General features: G+C 50.6%; 20 protein-coding genes. 6 read left to right on the plus strand and 14 right to left on the minus strand.

All coding sequences use genetic code 11. From position 1 onward, the window contains the following. Nucleotides 1-8: 8 nt before the first annotated feature. Nucleotides 9-437, minus strand: coding sequence for a DNA (cytosine-5-)-methyltransferase (dcm, locus tag V0288_RS25135; protein WP_422661978.1), 429 nt, complete (start codon nucleotides 435-437; stop codon nucleotides 9-11). Nucleotides 438-603: 166 nt separating this feature from the next. Here dcm and V0288_RS14080 point away from each other — a divergent pair, with 166 nt between their 5' ends. Beyond that, nucleotides 604-804 carry a hypothetical protein gene (locus tag V0288_RS14080; protein ID WP_422661980.1) on the plus strand — a complete coding sequence of 67 codons (201 nt, stop codon included), beginning with the start codon at nucleotides 604-606 and terminating at the stop codon, nucleotides 802-804. Here V0288_RS14080 and V0288_RS14085 read toward each other — a convergent pair. The 12 genes from V0288_RS14085 to V0288_RS25140 all read right to left on the minus strand — a co-directional run bounded on the left by V0288_RS14085 (nucleotide 801) and on the right by V0288_RS25140 (nucleotide 11961). Further along, nucleotides 801-1688: an alpha/beta hydrolase gene (locus tag V0288_RS14085; RefSeq protein WP_332865750.1), complete on the minus strand. Its 888-nt coding sequence runs from the start codon at nucleotides 1686-1688 to the stop codon at nucleotides 801-803. The two genes, V0288_RS14080 and V0288_RS14085, sit on opposite strands and share 4 nt — an antisense overlap. A 25-nt stretch (nucleotides 1689-1713) precedes the next feature. Beyond that, the gene (gene gatA / locus V0288_RS14090; RefSeq protein ID WP_332865751.1) at nucleotides 1714-3162 is read right to left on the minus strand and encodes an Asp-tRNA(Asn)/Glu-tRNA(Gln) amidotransferase subunit GatA; all 1449 of its coding nucleotides are present in this window, start codon (nucleotides 3160-3162) and stop codon (nucleotides 1714-1716) included. Between the two features lie 104 nt (nucleotides 3163-3266). Next, nucleotides 3267-3497 (minus strand): type II toxin-antitoxin system HicB family antitoxin, encoded by a 231-nt coding sequence (locus V0288_RS14095; RefSeq protein WP_332865752.1) that lies wholly within the window; start codon nucleotides 3495-3497, stop codon nucleotides 3267-3269. A gap of 314 nt (nucleotides 3498-3811) precedes the next feature. Next, on the minus strand, nucleotides 3812-5161 hold the full coding sequence (locus V0288_RS14100; protein ID WP_332865753.1) for a hypothetical protein: 1350 nt from the start codon (nucleotides 5159-5161) through the stop codon (nucleotides 3812-3814). 85 nt (nucleotides 5162-5246) lie between these two features. Next, the gene (locus V0288_RS14105; protein ID WP_332865754.1) at nucleotides 5247-5549 is read right to left on the minus strand and encodes a hypothetical protein; all 303 of its coding nucleotides are present in this window, start codon (nucleotides 5547-5549) and stop codon (nucleotides 5247-5249) included. A gap of 41 nt (nucleotides 5550-5590) precedes the next feature. Further along, entirely contained in the window at nucleotides 5591-6613 is a 1023-nt protein-coding gene (gene purM / locus V0288_RS14110; protein WP_332865755.1) for a phosphoribosylformylglycinamidine cyclo-ligase, read from the minus strand. Nucleotides 6614-6647: 34 nt separating this feature from the next. Next, nucleotides 6648-7403, minus strand: coding sequence for a Uma2 family endonuclease (locus V0288_RS14115; protein ID WP_332865756.1), 756 nt, complete (start codon nucleotides 7401-7403; stop codon nucleotides 6648-6650). 323 nt (nucleotides 7404-7726) lie between these two features. Further along, nucleotides 7727-7963, minus strand: coding sequence for a NifU family protein (locus tag V0288_RS14120; RefSeq protein ID WP_332865757.1), 237 nt, complete (start codon nucleotides 7961-7963; stop codon nucleotides 7727-7729). Nucleotides 7964-8037: 74 nt separating this feature from the next. After that, complete coding sequence (locus V0288_RS14125; RefSeq protein ID WP_332865758.1) at nucleotides 8038-8685, minus strand: DUF3386 domain-containing protein; 648 nt, start codon at nucleotides 8683-8685, stop codon at nucleotides 8038-8040. Between the two features lie 140 nt (nucleotides 8686-8825). Further along, complete coding sequence (locus V0288_RS14130) at nucleotides 8826-9842, minus strand: DNA cytosine methyltransferase (RefSeq protein WP_332865759.1); 1017 nt, start codon at nucleotides 9840-9842, stop codon at nucleotides 8826-8828. A gap of 43 nt (nucleotides 9843-9885) precedes the next feature. Further along, nucleotides 9886-11586 (minus strand): sensor histidine kinase, encoded by a 1701-nt coding sequence (locus V0288_RS14135; RefSeq protein ID WP_332865760.1) that lies wholly within the window; start codon nucleotides 11584-11586, stop codon nucleotides 9886-9888. 144 nt (nucleotides 11587-11730) lie between these two features. Continuing rightward, the gene (locus V0288_RS25140; protein WP_422661981.1) at nucleotides 11731-11961 is read right to left on the minus strand and encodes a hypothetical protein; all 231 of its coding nucleotides are present in this window, start codon (nucleotides 11959-11961) and stop codon (nucleotides 11731-11733) included. Between the two features lie 241 nt (nucleotides 11962-12202). Between V0288_RS25140 and lepA the strand changes: the two genes are divergently transcribed. The 5 genes from lepA (at nucleotide 12203) to V0288_RS14165 (ending at nucleotide 17523) form a co-directional block, all read left to right on the plus strand. Then, nucleotides 12203-14014, plus strand: coding sequence for a translation elongation factor 4 (lepA, locus tag V0288_RS14145; RefSeq protein ID WP_332865762.1), 1812 nt, complete (start codon nucleotides 12203-12205; stop codon nucleotides 14012-14014). A gap of 90 nt (nucleotides 14015-14104) precedes the next feature. After that, nucleotides 14105-14344, plus strand: coding sequence for a type II toxin-antitoxin system HicB family antitoxin (locus V0288_RS14150; RefSeq protein WP_332865764.1), 240 nt, complete (start codon nucleotides 14105-14107; stop codon nucleotides 14342-14344). Continuing rightward, a complete protein-coding gene (locus tag V0288_RS14155; RefSeq protein WP_332865765.1) occupies nucleotides 14341-14571 on the plus strand; it encodes a type II toxin-antitoxin system HicA family toxin in 231 nt (76 codons plus the stop codon). The genes V0288_RS14150 and V0288_RS14155 overlap by 4 nt, the downstream gene beginning before the upstream one ends. Nucleotides 14572-15041: 470 nt before the next feature. Beyond that, nucleotides 15042-16583 carry a ferredoxin--nitrite reductase gene (locus tag V0288_RS14160; protein WP_332865766.1) on the plus strand — a complete coding sequence of 514 codons (1542 nt, stop codon included), beginning with the start codon at nucleotides 15042-15044 and terminating at the stop codon, nucleotides 16581-16583. A 454-nt stretch (nucleotides 16584-17037) separates the two neighbouring features. Beyond that, the gene (locus tag V0288_RS14165; protein ID WP_332865767.1) at nucleotides 17038-17523 is read left to right on the plus strand and encodes a hypothetical protein; all 486 of its coding nucleotides are present in this window, start codon (nucleotides 17038-17040) and stop codon (nucleotides 17521-17523) included. A 141-nt stretch (nucleotides 17524-17664) separates the two neighbouring features. On the opposite strand, the gene leuC is transcribed toward V0288_RS14165, so the two are convergent. Continuing rightward, complete coding sequence (gene leuC, locus V0288_RS14170; RefSeq protein ID WP_332865768.1) at nucleotides 17665-19062, minus strand: 3-isopropylmalate dehydratase large subunit; 1398 nt, start codon at nucleotides 19060-19062, stop codon at nucleotides 17665-17667. Between the last annotated feature and the right edge of the window lie 49 nt (nucleotides 19063-19111).

The following is a 19111-nucleotide window of genomic DNA, read 5'->3' on the forward strand; positions in this document are numbered from 1 at the left end:
CGTTCAATTTAGCTATCGATCACAGTATACCTCATCTTTGTGAGAAAGGCTGTAACATTTTCCAGAAAGATTACCTTCGGTTTTTTACAAACACAAATCCTTAAAATTTGCTCGATCGCTTTTCCCCGACTATCTTGAAAACCGTTCTTTTTTCCCGCTCTCGAAAAGGGTTGGCAGGGAAACCCACCACAAAAAACATCGAAATCTGGAATCTCGCTAGGGCTTAAATCCTCGATCGAGCGAGGTGGTATATTCTCGGCAAAATTATCATTATAAGTGGTCACGCAGTCGGGGTTATTCTCATTGGTAAAAACACATTGCCAACCGATAGGCTCAAGACCGAGACGAAACCCGCCAATTCCCGCGTAAAAATCGGCAAAAGTCAAGGATTGAATTTTGGATTTTCGATCGCGATTACTTTCCAGCAATTCTTTCATAATATTCGTGTAGAGTTGTACCGTTCCTATCAGTACAATTTTACTCGATATTTCCAGAACGATCGAGTTTTAGGCAAAGCGAGCGAAGGAATTGCCGGTCGATCGAGGAATGTCGTATATTCGGAAAGGTAACGGAGCGCGCGCTGAAAACATCGAGGAGGTTCTCGTGAACGATACGGTAGATTGCGCCAGAGATTGCGTGAACGGGTGCGTTTTAGGCGATAACTGTCCCCATCGAGAGGACGCGGACCGCGCCTCCAAATTTATCGCCGAGACTTCCCTGGACAAAATGTTAGAAATCGCCGAGGCCGCGAGAATGAAAAAATTAACCGAACCGCCGAAATGGATTATTCCCGACGATTTCTAGGGTTTAACGTGGGAACGGGGGAGCGATCGAGCGGCGCGGGTGAAACTTTCCAAAGCGTCGAGATAGGTTTTTCCGCCGATCGAGATCAGGTCATTATGTCCCGCGCCCTCGATCATCAGCAGTTGTTTGGAAACGGTAGCCTTATCGTAGAGTACCTGACTCATGGTAGCGGGAACGGCCCGATCTTCCGTGCCGTGAATTAACAGTAACGGCACGCGGAGGATGCGTAACTTACTCAGGGAGTCAAAATGCTGGGTTAACAGGAGATCCGCGGGAAACAGGCGATAAACGGGCATTCGATCGACGATCGCCCGCATCGAGGTAAACGTCCCGTCGGTGATCACCCCGGCCGCCCTCGGTTGACGGACGGCGAGATCGATCGCCACCGCGCCCCCGAGGGAATGCCCGTAGAGAAAAATATTCTCCGGTTCGATCCCCCGAATTTTCACCAGATAATCCCAAACGGCTCCCGCGTCGCGATAAACCTCCGCTTCGGTGGGAAAAGCTCCCTCGCTCCGACCGTAGCCCCGATAATCGAAAACGAGCGTCGAAAAACCGAGACGGTGGAAAGCCTGCACCGGCGCGAGATTGTAACTGATATTCCCCCCGTTGCCGTGGAGGTATAGCATAACCTGTCGATCGCCCCTCGCGCCGGGTATCCACCAGCCGTGAACTCTCTCCGTTTTCCCCGTCCAAGTCCTCACCCCGATCCAAACTTCCTCGTACTCCAGCCCGATATCCGCCGGGGTTTTTTCCAACTTGGCTTCCGGCAGGAAAATCAAGCGATTCTGTCCGATCAAGATAGCCAAGCAGAGGATGAAATACGCGAGCAGACTAATTCCCAGCCCCGCTAGGAGAAGCTTGAATAACAGGTGGAGAGTCATGGCGGTATCCCGGATAATTTATTGTCTACTGTAGCGGAGGTTGACGATTATGCCAATCCGTGGCCCGCTCGTAGGCGTGGGCTACCCGAAATAGTCGATCCTCACGCAAGACATCGCCGATCAATTGCAGGCCGATCGGTAAACCTTTGCCGTCGAACCCGCAGGGAATACTCATCCCCGGTAATCCCGCCAAATTCACCGGAATCGTCATTAAATCGGAAAGATACATACTCAAGGGATCTTCCGTCTTCTCGCCCGCGGTAAAGGCCGTCGTCGGCGCGGTCGGACAAACGACCACATCCACCGACTCGAACGCTTTATCGAAATCCTGTTTGATCAGGGTGCGGACTTTTTGCGCCTTGAGATAGTACGCGTCGTAATAACCGGCCGAGAGGGTATAGGTTCCCAGCATGATCCGGCGTTTTACCTCCGCGCCGAAGCCTCTCGCGCGGGTTTTGGTGTACATCTCGATCAGGGAATCCGCGTCTTCCCGGATACCGTATTTCACCGCGTCGTAACGGGCGAGATTGGCGGAGGCTTCCGAGGGGGCGATGATATAGTACGCGGGGAGTCCGTAGCGGAAACGGGGACAGGAAATCTCGCGGATTTCCGCGCCGAGATCTTTGCATTGTTCGATCGCTTTCCGCACCGTTTCGGCCACTATCGGATCTAATCCCTCGCCGAAAGTTTCGGTGATCACGCCGATTTTCATGCCTTTTAAATCGGGTTTGAGCGCTTCGGTGTAGTCGGGAATCGGTATGTTAAGACTGGTGGAATCCTTGGGATCGTATCCGGCGATCGCCCCGAGTAAAATGGCCGTATCCTCGACGGTGCGACCGAACGGCCCGATCTGGTCGAGGGAGGAAGCGTAAGCCACCAATCCGAAGCGGGAAACTAACCCGTAGGTCGGTTTTAGCCCCACCACGCCGCAAAAACTCGCCGGTTGTCGGATCGAGCCGCCGGTATCGGAACCGAGCGAGACCACGCATTCATCCGCCGCTACCGCGGCCGCGGAACCGCCGGAAGATCCGCCGGGTACTCGCGAGAGATCCCAAGGATTCGCGGTGACTTGATAGCCGGAATTTTCCGTCGAACTCCCCATCGCGAACTCGTCGAGGTTGGTTTTGCCGACGAAAATCGCGCCCGCGTCCCGCAGTTTCGCGGTGACGGTGGATTCGTAGGGGGGGACGAAGTTTTCGAGGATTCTCGATCCGCAGGTGGTGGGAATGCCGCGGGTGCAGAGGTTATCTTTGAGCGCGATGGGGATGCCTTCGAGGGGGCCGATTTCCTCTCCCCTAGCGATTTTCGCGTCCACCGTCCGCGCCTGTTCGATCGCCAGTTCGGGCGTTACGTGTAGGAAACTTTTTACTTTCGGTTCTAGCGCGTCGATGCGTTCTAGGTATTCCGTGGCGATCTCGACGGCGGTACGTTCTTTGGCGGTTAATTCTTGATGCAGTTGGCGGATCGATGTCATGGTTCGTTACCAATGGGCGGGATCGGCGAAGATCCCCGGACGGCAAAGTCTATTTTACCCGCGAACCTATCGCGGTGGGAAATGGGAGGGACGGGTCGATCGATTTAAGCGAACTGTAGAGGCTGGCCGAAGGCGATCGGTCGCGGTAGTGGCTTACCGTCTTGTTGGTAGATTTCGATGAGGGATTCGAGAACTTCCTGTCCGTGTTGGACGGCTTCCGCGTAGGTTTCGCCGTGGGTGACGGGTTGATAGACCTCGGTAAACTCCGGTAGCAGGACGACGAAACAGCGATCGATTTCCGACCATTGAATCACGAGGCTGTAGTGATAGTTCACGATTCTAGATCCTCCAATTCCCTTAGAGCTTGTTTGACTCTTTTTTCTTGATAATCTCGTGCGTCGTCACCATCGTTACCGGATAGGGTGATAATTCCCGATAGGTGATCGTGTTGCCATACTGTATGGCTCCCTTTACCCGGCCGTCAAGTGAATCCAGCCTTGAGAAGCATTTTTTTCAATTCTCTAACTTTTTTCGGCATCGATTACCCGAAAGCTAATACATAAATTTTACCGCTAGTTCGGACAATGGTGAGCGGTCACTTCCACAAACTGATAAATTCACCTTGTTCTAATATGTCAGGAGAATCAAATTAATTGACTTCAGGAAAGTCTGGATCGGCCGTGGTGAATCGTTTGTGAAACTTGGATGGAAATTTATCTTCTCTTAAATAAAATTTGGGAAATTGATCACCTTCAATCCAAGCGTAGCCATTTAGCTTTGTTTTGAGTTGACCGTATTGGGCGGGAATCGCTAACTCTTCCATCACTCGCTTTACAATTGCCCTATATCTTCTGCCAACAAAGTATTGTTTGTATAAAACCGCAGGAATGGGTAACTTGACGGATGAATCATCACCATCAATCTTAATTCCCAAAACAGTGGTTGGTGGAGTAATTCTGATAAAGCGTTCTTCTAATCCTTTTTCCAGTAAGATATTATTTCCAACTTTTTCGATTTCTCGTTTCATTTTTGCTAAAGGCTTATAATCACCTTTTTCAATAGATTGATGTACAAAAGTTAGCATTTCTCTTAACTCAATCACGCTAGATTCATACCTCATCTGATACAATACCGACATGAAATCGTCACCACTAGAACTTTCACGAATTAAAATCGGGAGAAAGCTAGGAAGATTTATATGGCTTGCTGATTCTGTTTGACCAAGTGCATTAAGAGAATCTTGTAGCTTACCTTTAAAATTGCCTATTCCATCAGAAAAAGCACTGGCAAAATCAGATTTACTTCGATAACCTGACTGTACACGAGCCAGAAAATCATACGCAAAAAAATCTCTTAAGGGATGGGGCATATAAGAGCAGTTATGTTGAGCAGAAAAAACTTGATGCCAGATGTACTGATGACTTAACCATCCCATCACAGAAAGCATTCGTTGTACGTGTTTTGAAAGTTTTTTCCAGGGTACAACCCTTCCGTCAGTACCTATAATCTGTAATTCTGAGCCTAATGTTTGATTGGTAGGACTCGATAAAACTGCCTCGATCAATGGATTAGTCTTGTCAATACCATGCGCGCGAAAAACCAAAAAAAATTCTGAACTTGAATGTTCCCAAATAAAATTACTAAAGGCGTTTACTTGCGAAAAATATTCAGAAAACAAAGAGCGTTCAGAGCCAGCATCAAATGCTTTATTCCACATAGGCAACAAGGAAGTGCAAATTTTAGAAATTTCACTATCTTCATTTTTCGCTAGTTCTTGAAAGTGAAAGCACTCTCCACTTAGGAGTGCCTTCCTACTAGCGGTTAACTCGGATTTATAGTTGTCGGGAACAATGATACAATCACTGAGCAAGACAGCCTCACAGAATCTTGCCAAAGCAATATGCTCAATATCTAAAAGTGCGGGTTCTTTCAAAGGAGCTTTACCTAAAGCTCTTTGAACGCTAGATATAGTTGCGTTATCAATAAGAATCCTAGTCATATTCTTATAATTGCCGATAAGGATTGCCCGTACCGATTCACTACAATCTTAACACTTCTCCCATTTTTGTCTAGGTCGATCGGAACTAATAGTCGATGATGTCACCCGCCATTAACTCCCGCCATTGAAGATCTTGTTGATAGTGATCCAGCATTTCCCCGGCCTGACTTTCGAGAATGCGTCTTCGTTCGGTTAGCGGTAACTTTAAAAACGCGATACGTTCTTCTAAAGAGGGCGATCGATCTTCCTCGTTAGCAGAATCCGGAATCGCGTCTCGCATTAGAATAACGACTTCCACCGTTTGCCCGACGGGAAGATCGGGGGATTGAATCTCGATTTTATTGCCGGGTAAAACTTTCGCGGTCGCGTATAGCGTTGATTTGGTCATTCTCGTTTCCCCCTTCTATCATTTATCCCTTGTCGATCGCCCTAATACAATCCCACCACTTCCCCCGTCCCCTCGATCGCTTCCCCGATTCGATACGCTTCAATTCCGTAGGACGAGAAACGATCGATCGCCTCCCCCGCTACCTTCGCGGGAACGATCACCACGTAGCCGATGCCCATATTAAACGTATTAAACATCGCCTCGCGACTGACTTCCCCCGCGATCGCCAACCATTGAAAAATCGGCGGGATCTGCCAACTGTCGGGATCGACGCGGATCGATCGACCCCCCAGACAGCGCGGCAAATTCTCCGGGATTCCCCCCCCGGTAATGTGCGCCATCGCGTGAATTTCCAGACCCGATCGCAACACCTCCAGCACGGGTTTCACATAAAGTCTAGTCGGTGTTAACAAAGCTTCACCTAGCGTCTCTCCCTCCAGAATCGCCGGACGGTCATCCCAGCCGAACCCGTTGGCCTCGACGATCTTGCGGACGAGGCTGAAACCGTTACTATGAACTCCCGCGCTGGCGAGGGCGATCGCCACGTCCCCCACTTCCACCCGCGATCCGTCCAGTAATTGACTCTTTTCGACGATTCCCACGCAGAAACCCGCGAGATCGTACTCTCCCGCCTTGTAGAAGCCCGGCATCTCCGCCGTCTCCCCTCCCAGGAGAGTACAGCCACTCTCGCGACAGGCCGATGCGATTCCCTCGACTACCGAGGCTAACTGATAGGGTTCGAGTTTTCCCGTGGCGAGATAATCGAGGAAAAATAACGGTTCCGCGCCGGAAGTTAACACGTCATTGACGCACATGGCCACGAGATCGATCCCGACCGTATCGTGACGGTTCAGCGCGTGGGCGATTTTTAGCTTCGTTCCCACGCCGTCGGTTCCCGACACTAACACGGGTTCCCGATAGCCCGCGGGTAGCTGGAAATAGCCCCCGAATCCCCCCAATCCACCGATTACTTCCGGGCGGAAGGTACTTTCCACATTTTTACGAATTCTCTCGACGAAGGCGCGTCCGGCTTCTACATCCACGCCCGCTTCTTTGTAATCCATGCACGCTTTACCGTAGGGTCATCTAAGATTCTACCTAGATTCGATCGGGATCGATCCCCTGTTCCCACAGGAAAGTTTCTAATCGTTCCGCTCGTTGGCGTTCCGCTTCGGCTCGTTGTTGTTCCGCTTGTATCTGCTGTCGCGCCCGATCGATCGATTCCCCACCCCAGAGTAACAACTCTCCCGATTCCGTCCACCAGCGTAACCAATAACCCGATCGATTTTCCCGCGTTCCCGACCAAACGCCTAAAAATAAATCTAATCCCTCGATAAAATATCTTCCCCATTCGTCGGGCGATCGAAGCTCGTACTCTCCCGTATTATCGAGAGAATAGCACTCTAGTTCCCCTCGCTCGGGCGTGAAAATGACATAATTCGGTACTTGCAGGATTTTCTCGTAAAAGAACCATTTCCCTGGCGGATAGGTGGGTTTCCCCGAATACTCGTCCCCCTCGGTTTCGGAGAGAAATTCCATGACGATGAGGGGAATATCCCCCTGTAGTCGCGGGGTATAGCTACGGATTACCTCTTCTCTCGGGACGCTAATTCGAGGGATATACGACCAATCGGGGGCTTTCACGACGAATCGGGTGCCGATTCTGGCACAGATGCCGTAATTAGTGGTCGTGAGCGAGAATTCACCGAGTTTACCCGCGATCGCGAGGCTTTCCGTTAACGCGGCGGCTAGAGCGGGCTGATTAATATTGTCCACGGGATCGTCCGGTAGGATAAAGTCGTCGGGGAGTTTTTCCCAGAGAATTCGATCGCCGAGAGTGGTCGCGTCGGTCATAATGGGACGGGGATAGGAGGCAGGAGTCAGGAGTCAGGAGTCAGGAGGCAGGAGGCAGGAGGCAGGAGGAAATAAATTATAAAAATGGTAAATATCTATTTTTTTCTCGAATATCCCTAAAATCGTAAACTTTAACTAAAATTCGATTTTCGATTGTCACTTTTGCCGGAGGTCTCCCGTCACGATTGTAACGATTATTCGGGAGAAGGTGCGATCGATTCTCGCTCCGGTAAAAAGAGAATAAAAACGAAGAAATCGCCCGAAAAAGCGAATAGTGACCGGTAAAAGGCTCACCGATCACTATCGAGACGTGTTTTCAACGATTACAGCGCTTGTTCTACTTCGGCGATTTCGGGGATCATCTCGCGCAGACGACGTTCGATACCCATTTTCAGCGTCATGGTAGAACTCGGACAGGAACCGCAAGCGCCCTGTAGACGGAGTTTGACAATCGGGCCGTCGATCTCGACTAACTCGACGTTCCCGCCATCGGCCATCAGGTAAGGACGCATCTCGTCTAAAACGGTTTCAACGTTATCCGGTGTCAATGTTAAGGACATAATCGGCCTCTAAATTCTTCGTGCAGTGTTTGTAAGTTACCCCGATCCTAACGCTTTTCGGAGAGCGATCGACCTTAAGATTCCAGCAGTTGAAGATTGAGAAAATTAAATTCTGTCGTGGTTTTCTCCCCTCCCGCGTCGATCGCGTTGATGACCTGGCACGACGGTAGATAATAGCCGCCCACTTTCTCGTAATTCTCTTTAAAGTCCCGTTTTCCCTTTAATTCGTCGGTTTTAGGGTTGCGGAAAATGGCGTTATAGCGGATCGAGATGTATCCCTCTCCCGTATCTAGACTTTCCTCGGTATTGATGGTGAAAGCCACCGGCCCCATCACCCGACTCACCTGCGAGATTTCCCGGCCGCGCACTTTATAATTCGACCCCATCGCGTCCCCCGTGACGAGGATTTCGACCGCGCCAGTGGGATCGTCGTTTCCGAAGGTAAATTCGTTTTTGCCGTGGGCTGTCTCGAAATTTCCCCGTTTCCGGTGCGTGACGATATCGCGCATCTGATTATAGATGCTTTCTTTCACTTTCTCGTCCTCGATACCCGTCACCTCGACGCTAAAATCGGCGTTCACCCGAATCTGTCCGGTGTAGACTTCATCCCCTTGCGTCAGGATGATATCCGCAGTGTAGCCGGGGAAGTTTTCATCCCAAGTGTAACGGTTCTCGTAGGCGGTGCGGAAGAGATCGCGGGCGTTGTTGGTCGCTACAGTCATGCTCGTTTATTGGATAGAGTGATTGTTCTATTGTCTCTTATTTTTCGGGATCTTTCCCGGTATCGGCGCACCACGTCACGCTAACACATCCCGCGCCGAATTTAATTCGATCGAATCTTTAATTTTCCGAATTCGGTATGTCACGCCACGCTAACACACCCTACGGTATTTTTGGGGGCGGTAGATAGGGTTAGATTTTTAATAACTTCTGTCGCCACCGCTTCTACTACGGGAATGGCTACAGAGTTGCCGAATTGTTTATAAGCTTGCCCATCACTGACGACGATTTTAAAATCTTCGGGAAATCCCTGTAATCTCGCCCACTCTCGCGGGGTCATTCTTCGCACGAATTCTTTATTAACTTCGCCTTTAATTCGGGTGACGGGTTGAAAGTTAGTTAATCTTTTATCGATGACTAGATTTCTCTCTTTGCCCATACCACCGACGACGATCGCGTTCGAGATGCCATCATGAGGAATAATTTCATAGCCGAAACCGTTTCCCTTATCCTCGTGTCTTTGGCGATGTTTATAGAGGGTTTCTAGATAGCATTGAGATAAATAATATTTGACGCTGACTTCTTTTCGTTCAAGAATATCTTTAATCGCCACTGGTTTACGAACCGGTTTCGGGTAGGTGAAGTGAGTGATATTTAAATCTTTCCGAAAACCGACGATAAAAATTCTCGGACGATTTTGGGGAACGCCGAAATCTTTGGCGTTGAGAATCTGCGGGGTGGGAACGAAATAATGTAAGTCGTTTTCGAGAATATCTAAAATTACTTTTAAGGTTCTGCCCTTGTTATGGTGAACCAACCCTTGCACGTTTTCCAGGATAAAGGCTTTCGGTTTTTTATGGTTGAGAATTCGGGCGATTTCAAAAAATAAAGTTCCCCGCGCTTCCTCGAAACCTCGCTTTCTCCCGGCGATGCTAAATGCCTGACAGGGAAAGCCACCACAGAGAATATCGTGATCGGGAACGTCTCTCTCGTCTAACTGGCAGATATCCTCGTTTTCGGGTAAATGTCCGTGATTAGCGGCGTATACTTTGCGCGAGTGAGGATCGATTTCCGAGGAGAATACACAGGTACAGCCTAGATTTTCTAGGGCGATTCTAAAGCCTCCAATTCCCGCGAATAGATCGATAAAGGTAGTCATTGCTAGATCACTGACGCGACATTCTCTAATTCTAGCAGAAATTTCATGTTTCTGATTCCGAGGTAGTTTTCATCACCGGAATATCGGTGAGGGGAACGGTAAATGTCACCGTCGAACCCAGTCCCTCGCCCATACTATAAAATTGTACCTGTCCGCCCATCGCCTCGATTAATTTTTGCGAGATAGCCAATCCTAAGCCGGTTCCCCCGTAGGCTTTAGTACGCGAACCGTCGATCTGTACGAATTTTTCAAATAGTTTCGATTGTTGTTCTAAGGAAACACCGATTCCCGTATCGGCCACGCTAATTTTTACTATCGCCGGGAATTCTCTATCTTGAAAGAATACTTTTTTCTTAACGATCTCGGCACTTAAAACGATGCCCCCCTCGTGGGTAAATTTAATCGCGTTGCCGACGAGATTTAACATGACCTGTAATAAGCGTTGATAGTTGCCGTGGAGAACGATCGGCGTGTGGGTTGGCGGGAGTTTCAGTTTAAAATTAAGGCTTTTTCTCGTAGCTTGGGGACGGGCGAAATTATCGACGGCGGTAAACAGTTCCTCCAGGAGAACGGGACTGAATTCTAAATCGAGTTTTCCCGCCTCGATCTTGGCGATATCGAGAATATCGTTAATTAAATTGAGGAGATGGAGGGCGGATTTATAGGATTCTTCTAAAAATTCCCGCTGTTCTTCCGGGTCGTCGGCCATGCCGTCGAGAATTAATTTTAAAAAGCCGATAATCCCGTTTAACGGGGTGCGGAGTTCGTGGGTGGTACTGGCGAGAAATTCACTTTTGAGACGGGAGGCATCTTCGGCCGCGCGCCGGGCCTGTTCGAGTTCTTGGTAGAGGGTGGCGTGAGCGATCGCCGTCCCCACCTGATCGGCCACTTCCTGCACTAATTCTATCTCTCCAGCGCGCCAGTAGCGCCGTCGATCGCACTGTTGCAGACAGATCAACCCGTTACGTCGATCCTGATAGAAAGTAGACACCACGAGGATCGATCGGGTTTGGAACTCGTCCGGTTCCGGCAGTTCCACGATAACCGGTTCGCGGCCCGATAGCGCCCTCTGCCAGTAATCCAGCGACCAATCCACGCGACCGACGAGTAACGAGGGATATCCCGCCTCGCGGTATTCGGCTTTTAATTCCAGATTATCGCCGTCGCGGGCGACGATCAGACAGCGACTCACCTCTAGCGCCGTCCCCAGACTCTCGACCGTCTGTTGCCAGATGGTTTCTAGATTGAGGGTACGGCGGATTTTTCGGGCGATGCGGGTTAATAATTTCTGGTAGGGACCCGGCGCGGGGGGAAAGGGGGAGGAGTGAACGAGAGGACTTTCGGCGACGCTTAACCGGTGTCCCATCACCAACACGCTAGTGACCGCGCCCCGTTCGGGAAGAACCGGACTGATGATTAACTCGAAAGGAAACTCCCGGCCGCGGTACTCGAACAGACAGTAACACTGTTCCGGTATTCTGCGATCGATCACCCGATCGATGCGTTCGTAATAAGTTTCCAGCGCCACCGGCCGGAAACTCCTCTCCGGGAAACTGCCGACAATCTCCCGCGGGTCGATACCGTATTCCCGCGCTGACGGCCATTGAAAATCGAGATACTGTCCCGTGTTCGCCTGAAGATACGCGAACTCCGCGGGAATCTCGATCGAGATGCCAGTCACCTGACTCTCTTGTTTTTCCACGATTTTCGGCGAATCCTCGTGATTTACGCCCTCGAACTGCATAATCTCTCCGCGGGGAACGCGGGTTATTCCCTTCCCTTCCATTATCCCCTCACCGAGCCGTGACGAACCGAACCGAAACAAAAAAATAGACGAAAGTTTTCCATCTCTCGTCTCGCTCGCGGGGCGCGTTCGTTTCGCCCTCTTTTAATCGTTCCATTCCCCTTTCGGCGGTAGGGGGGGATTGCGTCTCAGGGTACGGGTGAGATCGTCATCGGGTTGCCGTTCACCTCTCAGCCATTGTTTGATAGCCGTTTCGATAACCCGACTCGGATCGTTGGTTAAATGTTTGATCTGTTCCAAAATTTCCGAGTCTAAATGGATGGAAATCTCTACTTTGTCAGCCGCGCGCTGAGTCGGGACAGCGTTCTCGTTCATAAGCCTTCGGTATGGTTCCTCTCCGGGTAAAATGCTAACCGTCTCTATGGTGTTCGGAATCGGCACTTCTTTTATCATAATCCGATCCGGGGAAATAATCTCGATCGCTCCCCCCGCGAACCCGACACGGAGAATGCCTTTTGAGGCGGTCGCCGAGCCAAGGATAGACATTCCCCTTACAATAGATCCAGCGATCGAAATTTTTACAAACCTTTACCTCTCTCGCGCGCCGAAAAACACGATGACTGACGTTCCCGTTTCTCGAATCCGTAACTTTTCCATCATCGCCCACATCGATCATGGTAAATCGACCCTCGCCGATCGACTGCTCCAGATCACGGGAACTGTCGCCCAGCGGGAGATGAAAGAGCAATTTCTCGACAGCATGGATCTCGAACGCGAACGCGGCATCACCATCAAACTCCAGGCCGCTCGCATGGATTACACGGCGAAGGACGGTCAGCAATACGTCCTCAACCTGATCGACACCCCCGGCCACGTCGATTTCTCCTACGAGGTGTCTCGATCGCTGGCCGCGTGCGAGGGCGCGTTACTGGTCGTGGACGCGTCCCAGGGCGTGGAAGCGCAAACTCTAGCGAATGTTTACCTCGCACTCGAAAATAACCTAGAAATCATCCCGGTATTGAATAAAATCGACCTTCCTAGTGCCGAACCCGATCGGGTGGCCGGGGAGATCGAGGAAATCGTCGGTCTCGACTGTAGTAACGCGATCCGCGCCTCGGCCAAAGCCGGGATCGGTATCGATGATATTCTAGAATCGATCGTCCAACAGGTTCCCCCGCCGCGGGACACGATCGATCACCCCTTCCGCGCCCTGATTTTCGATAGTTATTACGATGCCTATCGCGGCGTGATCGTCTATTTCCGCGTCATGGACGGCCGGGTGAAAAAAGGCGACAAAATCCGTTTCATGGCCTCCGGCAAAGAATTTCAAATCGACGAATTAGGCGTACTTTCCCCGCAACAGATCCAGGTAGACGAACTCCACGCCGGGGAAGTTGGCTATCTCGCGGCCGCGATTAAAGCCGTATCCGACGCGCGCGTGGGCGACACCATCACCCTCGCTACCAAACCCGCGAAAGAACCGTTACCGGGCTACACGGAAGCGAAACCGATGGTTTTCTGCGGCCTATTCCCCATCGACGCGGATCAGTACGCCGATTTAAAAGACGCGCTGGAAAAATTGAAACTGAACGACGCGGCGCTGTCCTACGAACCGGAAACCTCTAGCGCGATGGGATTCGGTTTCCGTTGCGGTTTCTTGGGACTCCTACACATGGAAATCGTGCAGGAACGTTTAGAACGCGAGTATAATCTCGATCTGATCACCACCGCGCCCTCGGTAGTCTATCGCGTCACCACCATCGACGGGCAAGTGGTAGAGGTGGATAACCCCAGTCTCCTCCCCTCGCCGCAAAAACGGGAAAAGATCGAGGAACCCTATATTCAGGTGGAGATGATCACCCCGGAAACTTATGTCGGCGCGTTGATGGAATTGTGTCAGAGTCGCCGCGGGGTTTTTAAGGATATGCGGTATTTCACGCGGACGCGGACGGCGCTGATTTACGAACTACCTCTCGCGGAAGTGGTGACGGACTTTTTCGATCAGTTAAAGTCTCGATCGCGCGGTTACGCGAGTATGGAATACCAGTTAATCGGCTACCGGGAAAACGAGTTAGTCAAGCTGGATATTATGGTGAACGGCGATCCCGTGGACGCGTTGGCGATGATCGTCCACCGCGATAAGGCTTACAACGTGGGACGCGCGCTGACGGAGAAGTTAAAAGAGTTAATTCCCCGTCACCAGTTTAAGGTTCCCATTCAAGCGGCGATCGGCGCGAAAATTATCGCCAGCGAACATATTCCCGCGTTACGCAAGGATGTGTTAGCGAAGTGTTACGGGGGCGATATCAGCCGGAAGAAAAAGCTGTTAGATAAACAGGCTAAAGGGAAAAAACGCATGAAGGCGATCGGTACGGTAGATGTCCCGCAAGAGGCATTCATGGCCGTCCTCAAACTCGATCCGCAGTAGAATATTAGGGTGGGCGATCGCTCACCCTCGTTACCGTTTTTTTTCTCGGCGAGGGATCTATAGAATTCATCTACGCTAGTTAAAAACAGAATGGACAAGAATAGTAAACAGATTTATAACTACACGATTCTTCTGGAAAAGGAAGCCGATGGCGGTTATCACGCTTTTTGTCCCGTTCTCAAAGGTTGTCACTCTCAAGGCGATTCTTTTGAAGAGGCGATCGAGAATATTACGGAAGCGATCGAATTATATCTGGAAAGTTTACGGGCGGATAATCAAGAAATTCCTAGAGACAATTTAATTGTCAAGCCAGTAAGTATTTTAGCATGAGTAATTTTCCTAGCGTTACCGCGAGAGATTTTATAAAAGTTATCGAAAAATTAGGATTTTATGTCGATCGTCAAAAGGGAAGCCACGCTATTTATAAAAATAGGGATGGGCAAAGAGTTATTGTTCCGATTCACTCGGGAAAAGACCTTAAACAGGGAACCCTTATGGGAATGATTCAGGATATCGGTATTGATAAGGAAACATTTTTCGAGCTACTGAGAGAATAAAATTAATTCACCCTGATTTCAAGGGAATAAAATGAAGGTAATATCGCTCCCGATCGCTCTCCCGCCACGTATTCTTATACTCTAATTCTATTTCTAACATTCTACCCGTACACATCGAGCTCGTGTCGTCCCGTTACCGAAGTTGACCAGTTTCTATCAACTCACGGGATCAGAATTTAACCAGCCTCTACAAATGTCGTCAGATCGATCGATCCCCCCCGTCCCCATCCATGCGAAAAACGCGTCGGGAGAATGACGAAACACGATTTCGACGGGCTTTCTGTTACCGAAAATACAAAATCGACCGGGTTAAACCGGATTTAATGGGGTGTCGAAGCGCGATAAATCAACAGATCTTGACCCGATAACAGAAGTTTATTGAAAAATATCGATTCTACCTATTGATTTTCCCATAGCGAAACCTTTACAGAGCCATCGATCGAACCCGAACCCTAGCAGGAGGCATTTCCGTGGTACAAGCACCGCAACGAGACGAGACTAGCGTAAATAAATTCGAGAAATTTAAAGCCGAGAAAGACGGACTCGCCATCAAAGACGAACTCGAACACTTCGCGCGCATCGGTTGGGAAGCGATGGACAAAACCGACCTAGAACATCGCCTAAAATGGGTCGGGGTTTTTTACCGTCCCGTCACCCCCGGTAAATTCATGATGCGTTTGCGGGTTCCGAACGGGATTCTTACCGGCGAACAGATGCGGGTATTAGCGGAAGTCGTGCAACGTTACGGGGAGGACGGCAACGCGGACATCACCACCCGACAGAACCTGCAACTACGCGGCATCCGTTTAGAAGATATTCCCGAAATCTTCCGTCGTCTCCACGCGGTAGACATGACCTCGGTACAATCGGGGATGGACAACGTGCGGAACATTACCGGTTCCCCGATGGCCGGACTGGACGCGGACGAGTTAATCGACACCCGCGAGTTAGTGCGGAAAGTTCAGGATATGATCACGAACTACGGTTCGGGCAATCCCGAATTTACCAATCTCCCCAGGAAATTTAATATCGCGATCGAGGGAGGCCGCGATAACTCGGTTCACGCGGAAATTAACGATATCGCCTTCGTTCCCGCCTATAAAGAGGGAGAACTAGGCTTTAACGTGGTCGTCGGCGGCTTTTTCTCCGCGAAACGGTGCGAGGCGGCCATCCCGATGGACGTGTGGGTGAGACCGAACGAGGAAGTGGTCGAGTTATGTCGATCGATCCTCGAAGTGTACCGCGATAACGGACCGCGATCGAACCGTCAGAAAGCTAGATTGATGTGGCTGATCGACGAGTGGGGGATCGAGAAATTGCGATCGACCGTCGAGAGACAACTCGGCCGTCCCCTCGCTACCGCCGCCGAAAAAGACGCGATTGACTGGGAAAAACGAGACCATATCGGAATCTACCCGCAAAAACAAGAAGGATTAAACTATGTCGGTCTCTCTATCCCCGTGGGACGTTTATTCGCCCCCGATATGTTCGACCTAGCCCGGATCGCCGAGGTCTACGGTAGCGGCGAACTCCGGCTCACCGTCGAACAGAATATCATCATTCCCAACGTCGCCAACGAGAATCTTGAAGTCCTTCTCACCGAACCTTTATTACAGAAATTCTCGCCGAACCCCAACCTTCTCGAAAGAACCCTCGTTTCCTGTACCGGCGCGCAATTCTGCAACTTCGCCCTAATTGAAACCAAAAATCGCGCGGTGGAACTGATTCACGAGTTAGAAGCCGAATTACATATCCCGCGCGGGGTGCGAATTCACTGGACGGGTTGCCCCAACTCCTGCGGACAACCGCAAGTCGCGGACATCGGGTTAATGGGTACGAAAACGCGTAAAGATGGCAAAACTGTCGAGGGGGTTGACCTCTACATGGGGGGAAAAGTCGGCAAGGACGCGCACCTGGGAACCTGCGTCCGTAAAGGTATCCCCTGCGAGGATTTGAAATCGGTGTTAACTACCATTCTCGTCGAACAGTTCGGCGCGACACCCAAAGCTTGATCTACAGATTTCTCGATACGCTAAACGGGGGGCGATGCCCCTCTTTTTTTGAAAACTTTTATCATGATAAACTTCGATTTTTGAGGGCGGTATCACCGAAAAAACGGTTAAATTGTCCCTCAAATAAAGATTGTCGAAATCAATGAAGAGAAAATAAATTGCTTACAAAAACGCATTTGTATTGTTATTTGATCCATCAACAAAAAACCAAAAATGAAATATTTAAAAATTATTCAGGCTTTTTTAAATCTGCAATCTATCTTTTGTTCACGCTAGTTTAACCCTTGCTATCTATCCTTAAATATCCTGTTTCGCGGCACTAGAACAAATCACGGGAGTGAATTTCTTAAATTTTTAGAAAATTTTCGGGGGAGCGATCGCTTTCACCGCATAGTAGTGATTACAGAATTTTCCCGATCGCTCCACGTACCGATATGAACTATAGGAGATAACCATGTTCCAAAAACTAGAAAAAACTACCCTCTCGATCGCCGCGCTCCTGGTCACGATCCCCGGCGCGCTCGTGTTCCCCGCGGTCGCCCAAACGCCCGCCCCCAGCCTCGCCGATGGGATCATGTGCGCGGCCCGGGGCAAAACGGCCGACGGGGCGAGAATCTACGCCTATACTTCCGTGATCGATGGCGCTTCCCTGAAGAAAAAACCGGTTTCCGTGACGCTCGTTTCTCCCGTTAGCGATGTGGTGGACGGACAGGTACTCGTGATCGATAAAAAACGTCAGACGATTATCATCGATGATTTCGAGGCCGCTACCTCCCCCGAAATGCAACCCGTGGGGAGAGCGATGACAGTATATCAAGGAAAAAATACCTTCAGTGGCAAAACGCAAGCGGGAACCCCGGTCAGTTTTACCCTAGACAACAATCTCCGTACTTTTAAACTCACACACGGGAACGAAAGCTATACAGGGGTTTGTCATTAATCCCGATCGAATTTTCCCGCGCGTCGCGCTCTCCATCCCCCGGAATTCCGCTATTCATCCGGCGGGAAATTCCCACAAAAACTAACGATAAGGGTAAGGAAACGACGATCGATCCCGTTTTCCTTACCCTTCTGACTACAATTAGCCTAACTCCCGCGCGTCGGTTACTTCCCCTTTAATCGCGGCGGCCACGACCATCGCGGGACTCATTAATAACGTGCGTCCCGACGCGGAACCCTGACGGCCTTTAAAGTTGCGATTCGAGGAAGAGGCGCTGATCTGATCGCCGGATAACTTATCCGGGTTCATGGCCAGACACATGGAACAGCCCGCCTCGCGCCACTCGAAACCGGATTCCACGAAAATTCGATCGAGTCCTTCCGCTTCCGCTTGCTTTTTAACGCGTTCCGAACCGGGGACGATAAAGGCTTTCACGTTGGGCGCGACTTTATGCCCTTTCGCCACGCGCGCGGCGATACGGAGATCGTCGATCCGTCCGTTGGTACAACTGCCCACGAAACAGACATCGACTTTGGTTCCCTTGATGGGACTGCCGGGGGTTAGTTTCATGTACTGGTAGGCTTCTTTCGCGATCGCCCGTTCCGATTCCGGTAAACTCTCCAGCGTGGGGATCGGTTCGTTGATGCCGATGCCCTGTCCGGGGGTGATGCCCCAGGTGACGGTGGGTTCGATATCCGCCGCGTCGAATACTACCACGTCATCGTATACCGCGTCGGGGTCACTTTTAATGCTTTCCCACCACTTAACGGCGTTTTCGTGATCTTTCGGCGCGAAATCCCGACCTTTTAGATAATCGTAGGTGATCCGATCGGGGTTAATATACCCACAACGCGCCCCACCCTCGATCGACATATTACAGATCGTCATGCGCTCTTCCATCGACATCCGCTCGATCGTCGTTCCCGCGTACTCGTAAGCGTATCCCACGCCGCCTTTCACGCCCAATTTCCGGATAATATGGAGAATTACGTCTTTGGCGTAAACACCGGGTTTTAAATCGCCGTTTACCTCGATCCGACGCACTTTTAATTTAGAAAGGGCGAGGGTTTGACTGGCGAGAACGTCGCGAACCTGGGAGGTACCGATCCCGAAAGCGATCGCCCCGAAAGCTCCGTGAGTGGAGGTGTGGGAGTCCCCGCAGGCGATCGTCATGCCGGGTTGGGTTAATCCCTGTTCCGGCGCGATAACGTGAACGATGCCCTGATCGCCGGAACCGATGCCGTAGAAGCGGATATCGTTGGATTCGGCGTTATTCTCGATCGCCCGCATCATCTCTTCGGCGAGGTCGTCGGCGAAAGGACGCGCTTGGTTTTCCGTGGGGACGATGTGATCGACGGTGGCGACGGTGCGATCGGGGAATAATACTTTCAGCCCTCTCTCTCTCAGCATCGAAAACGCTTGCGGGCTGGTCACTTCATGTACGAGATGGAGTCCGATAAATAACTGTGTCTGTCCGGAGGGGAGAATTTTAACCGTGTGCGCGTCCCACACTTTATCGAAAAGGGTTCTTTCGCTCATTGACCTGTCGGGAAGAATGTAGCCATAATTTCCCATCTTAACAGGGAAT

Origin of the sequence: Pannus brasiliensis CCIBt3594, from assembly GCF_036688125.1 — a bacterium.
Lineage (GTDB): Bacteria > Cyanobacteriota > Cyanobacteriia > Cyanobacteriales > Microcystaceae > Pannus > Pannus brasiliensis.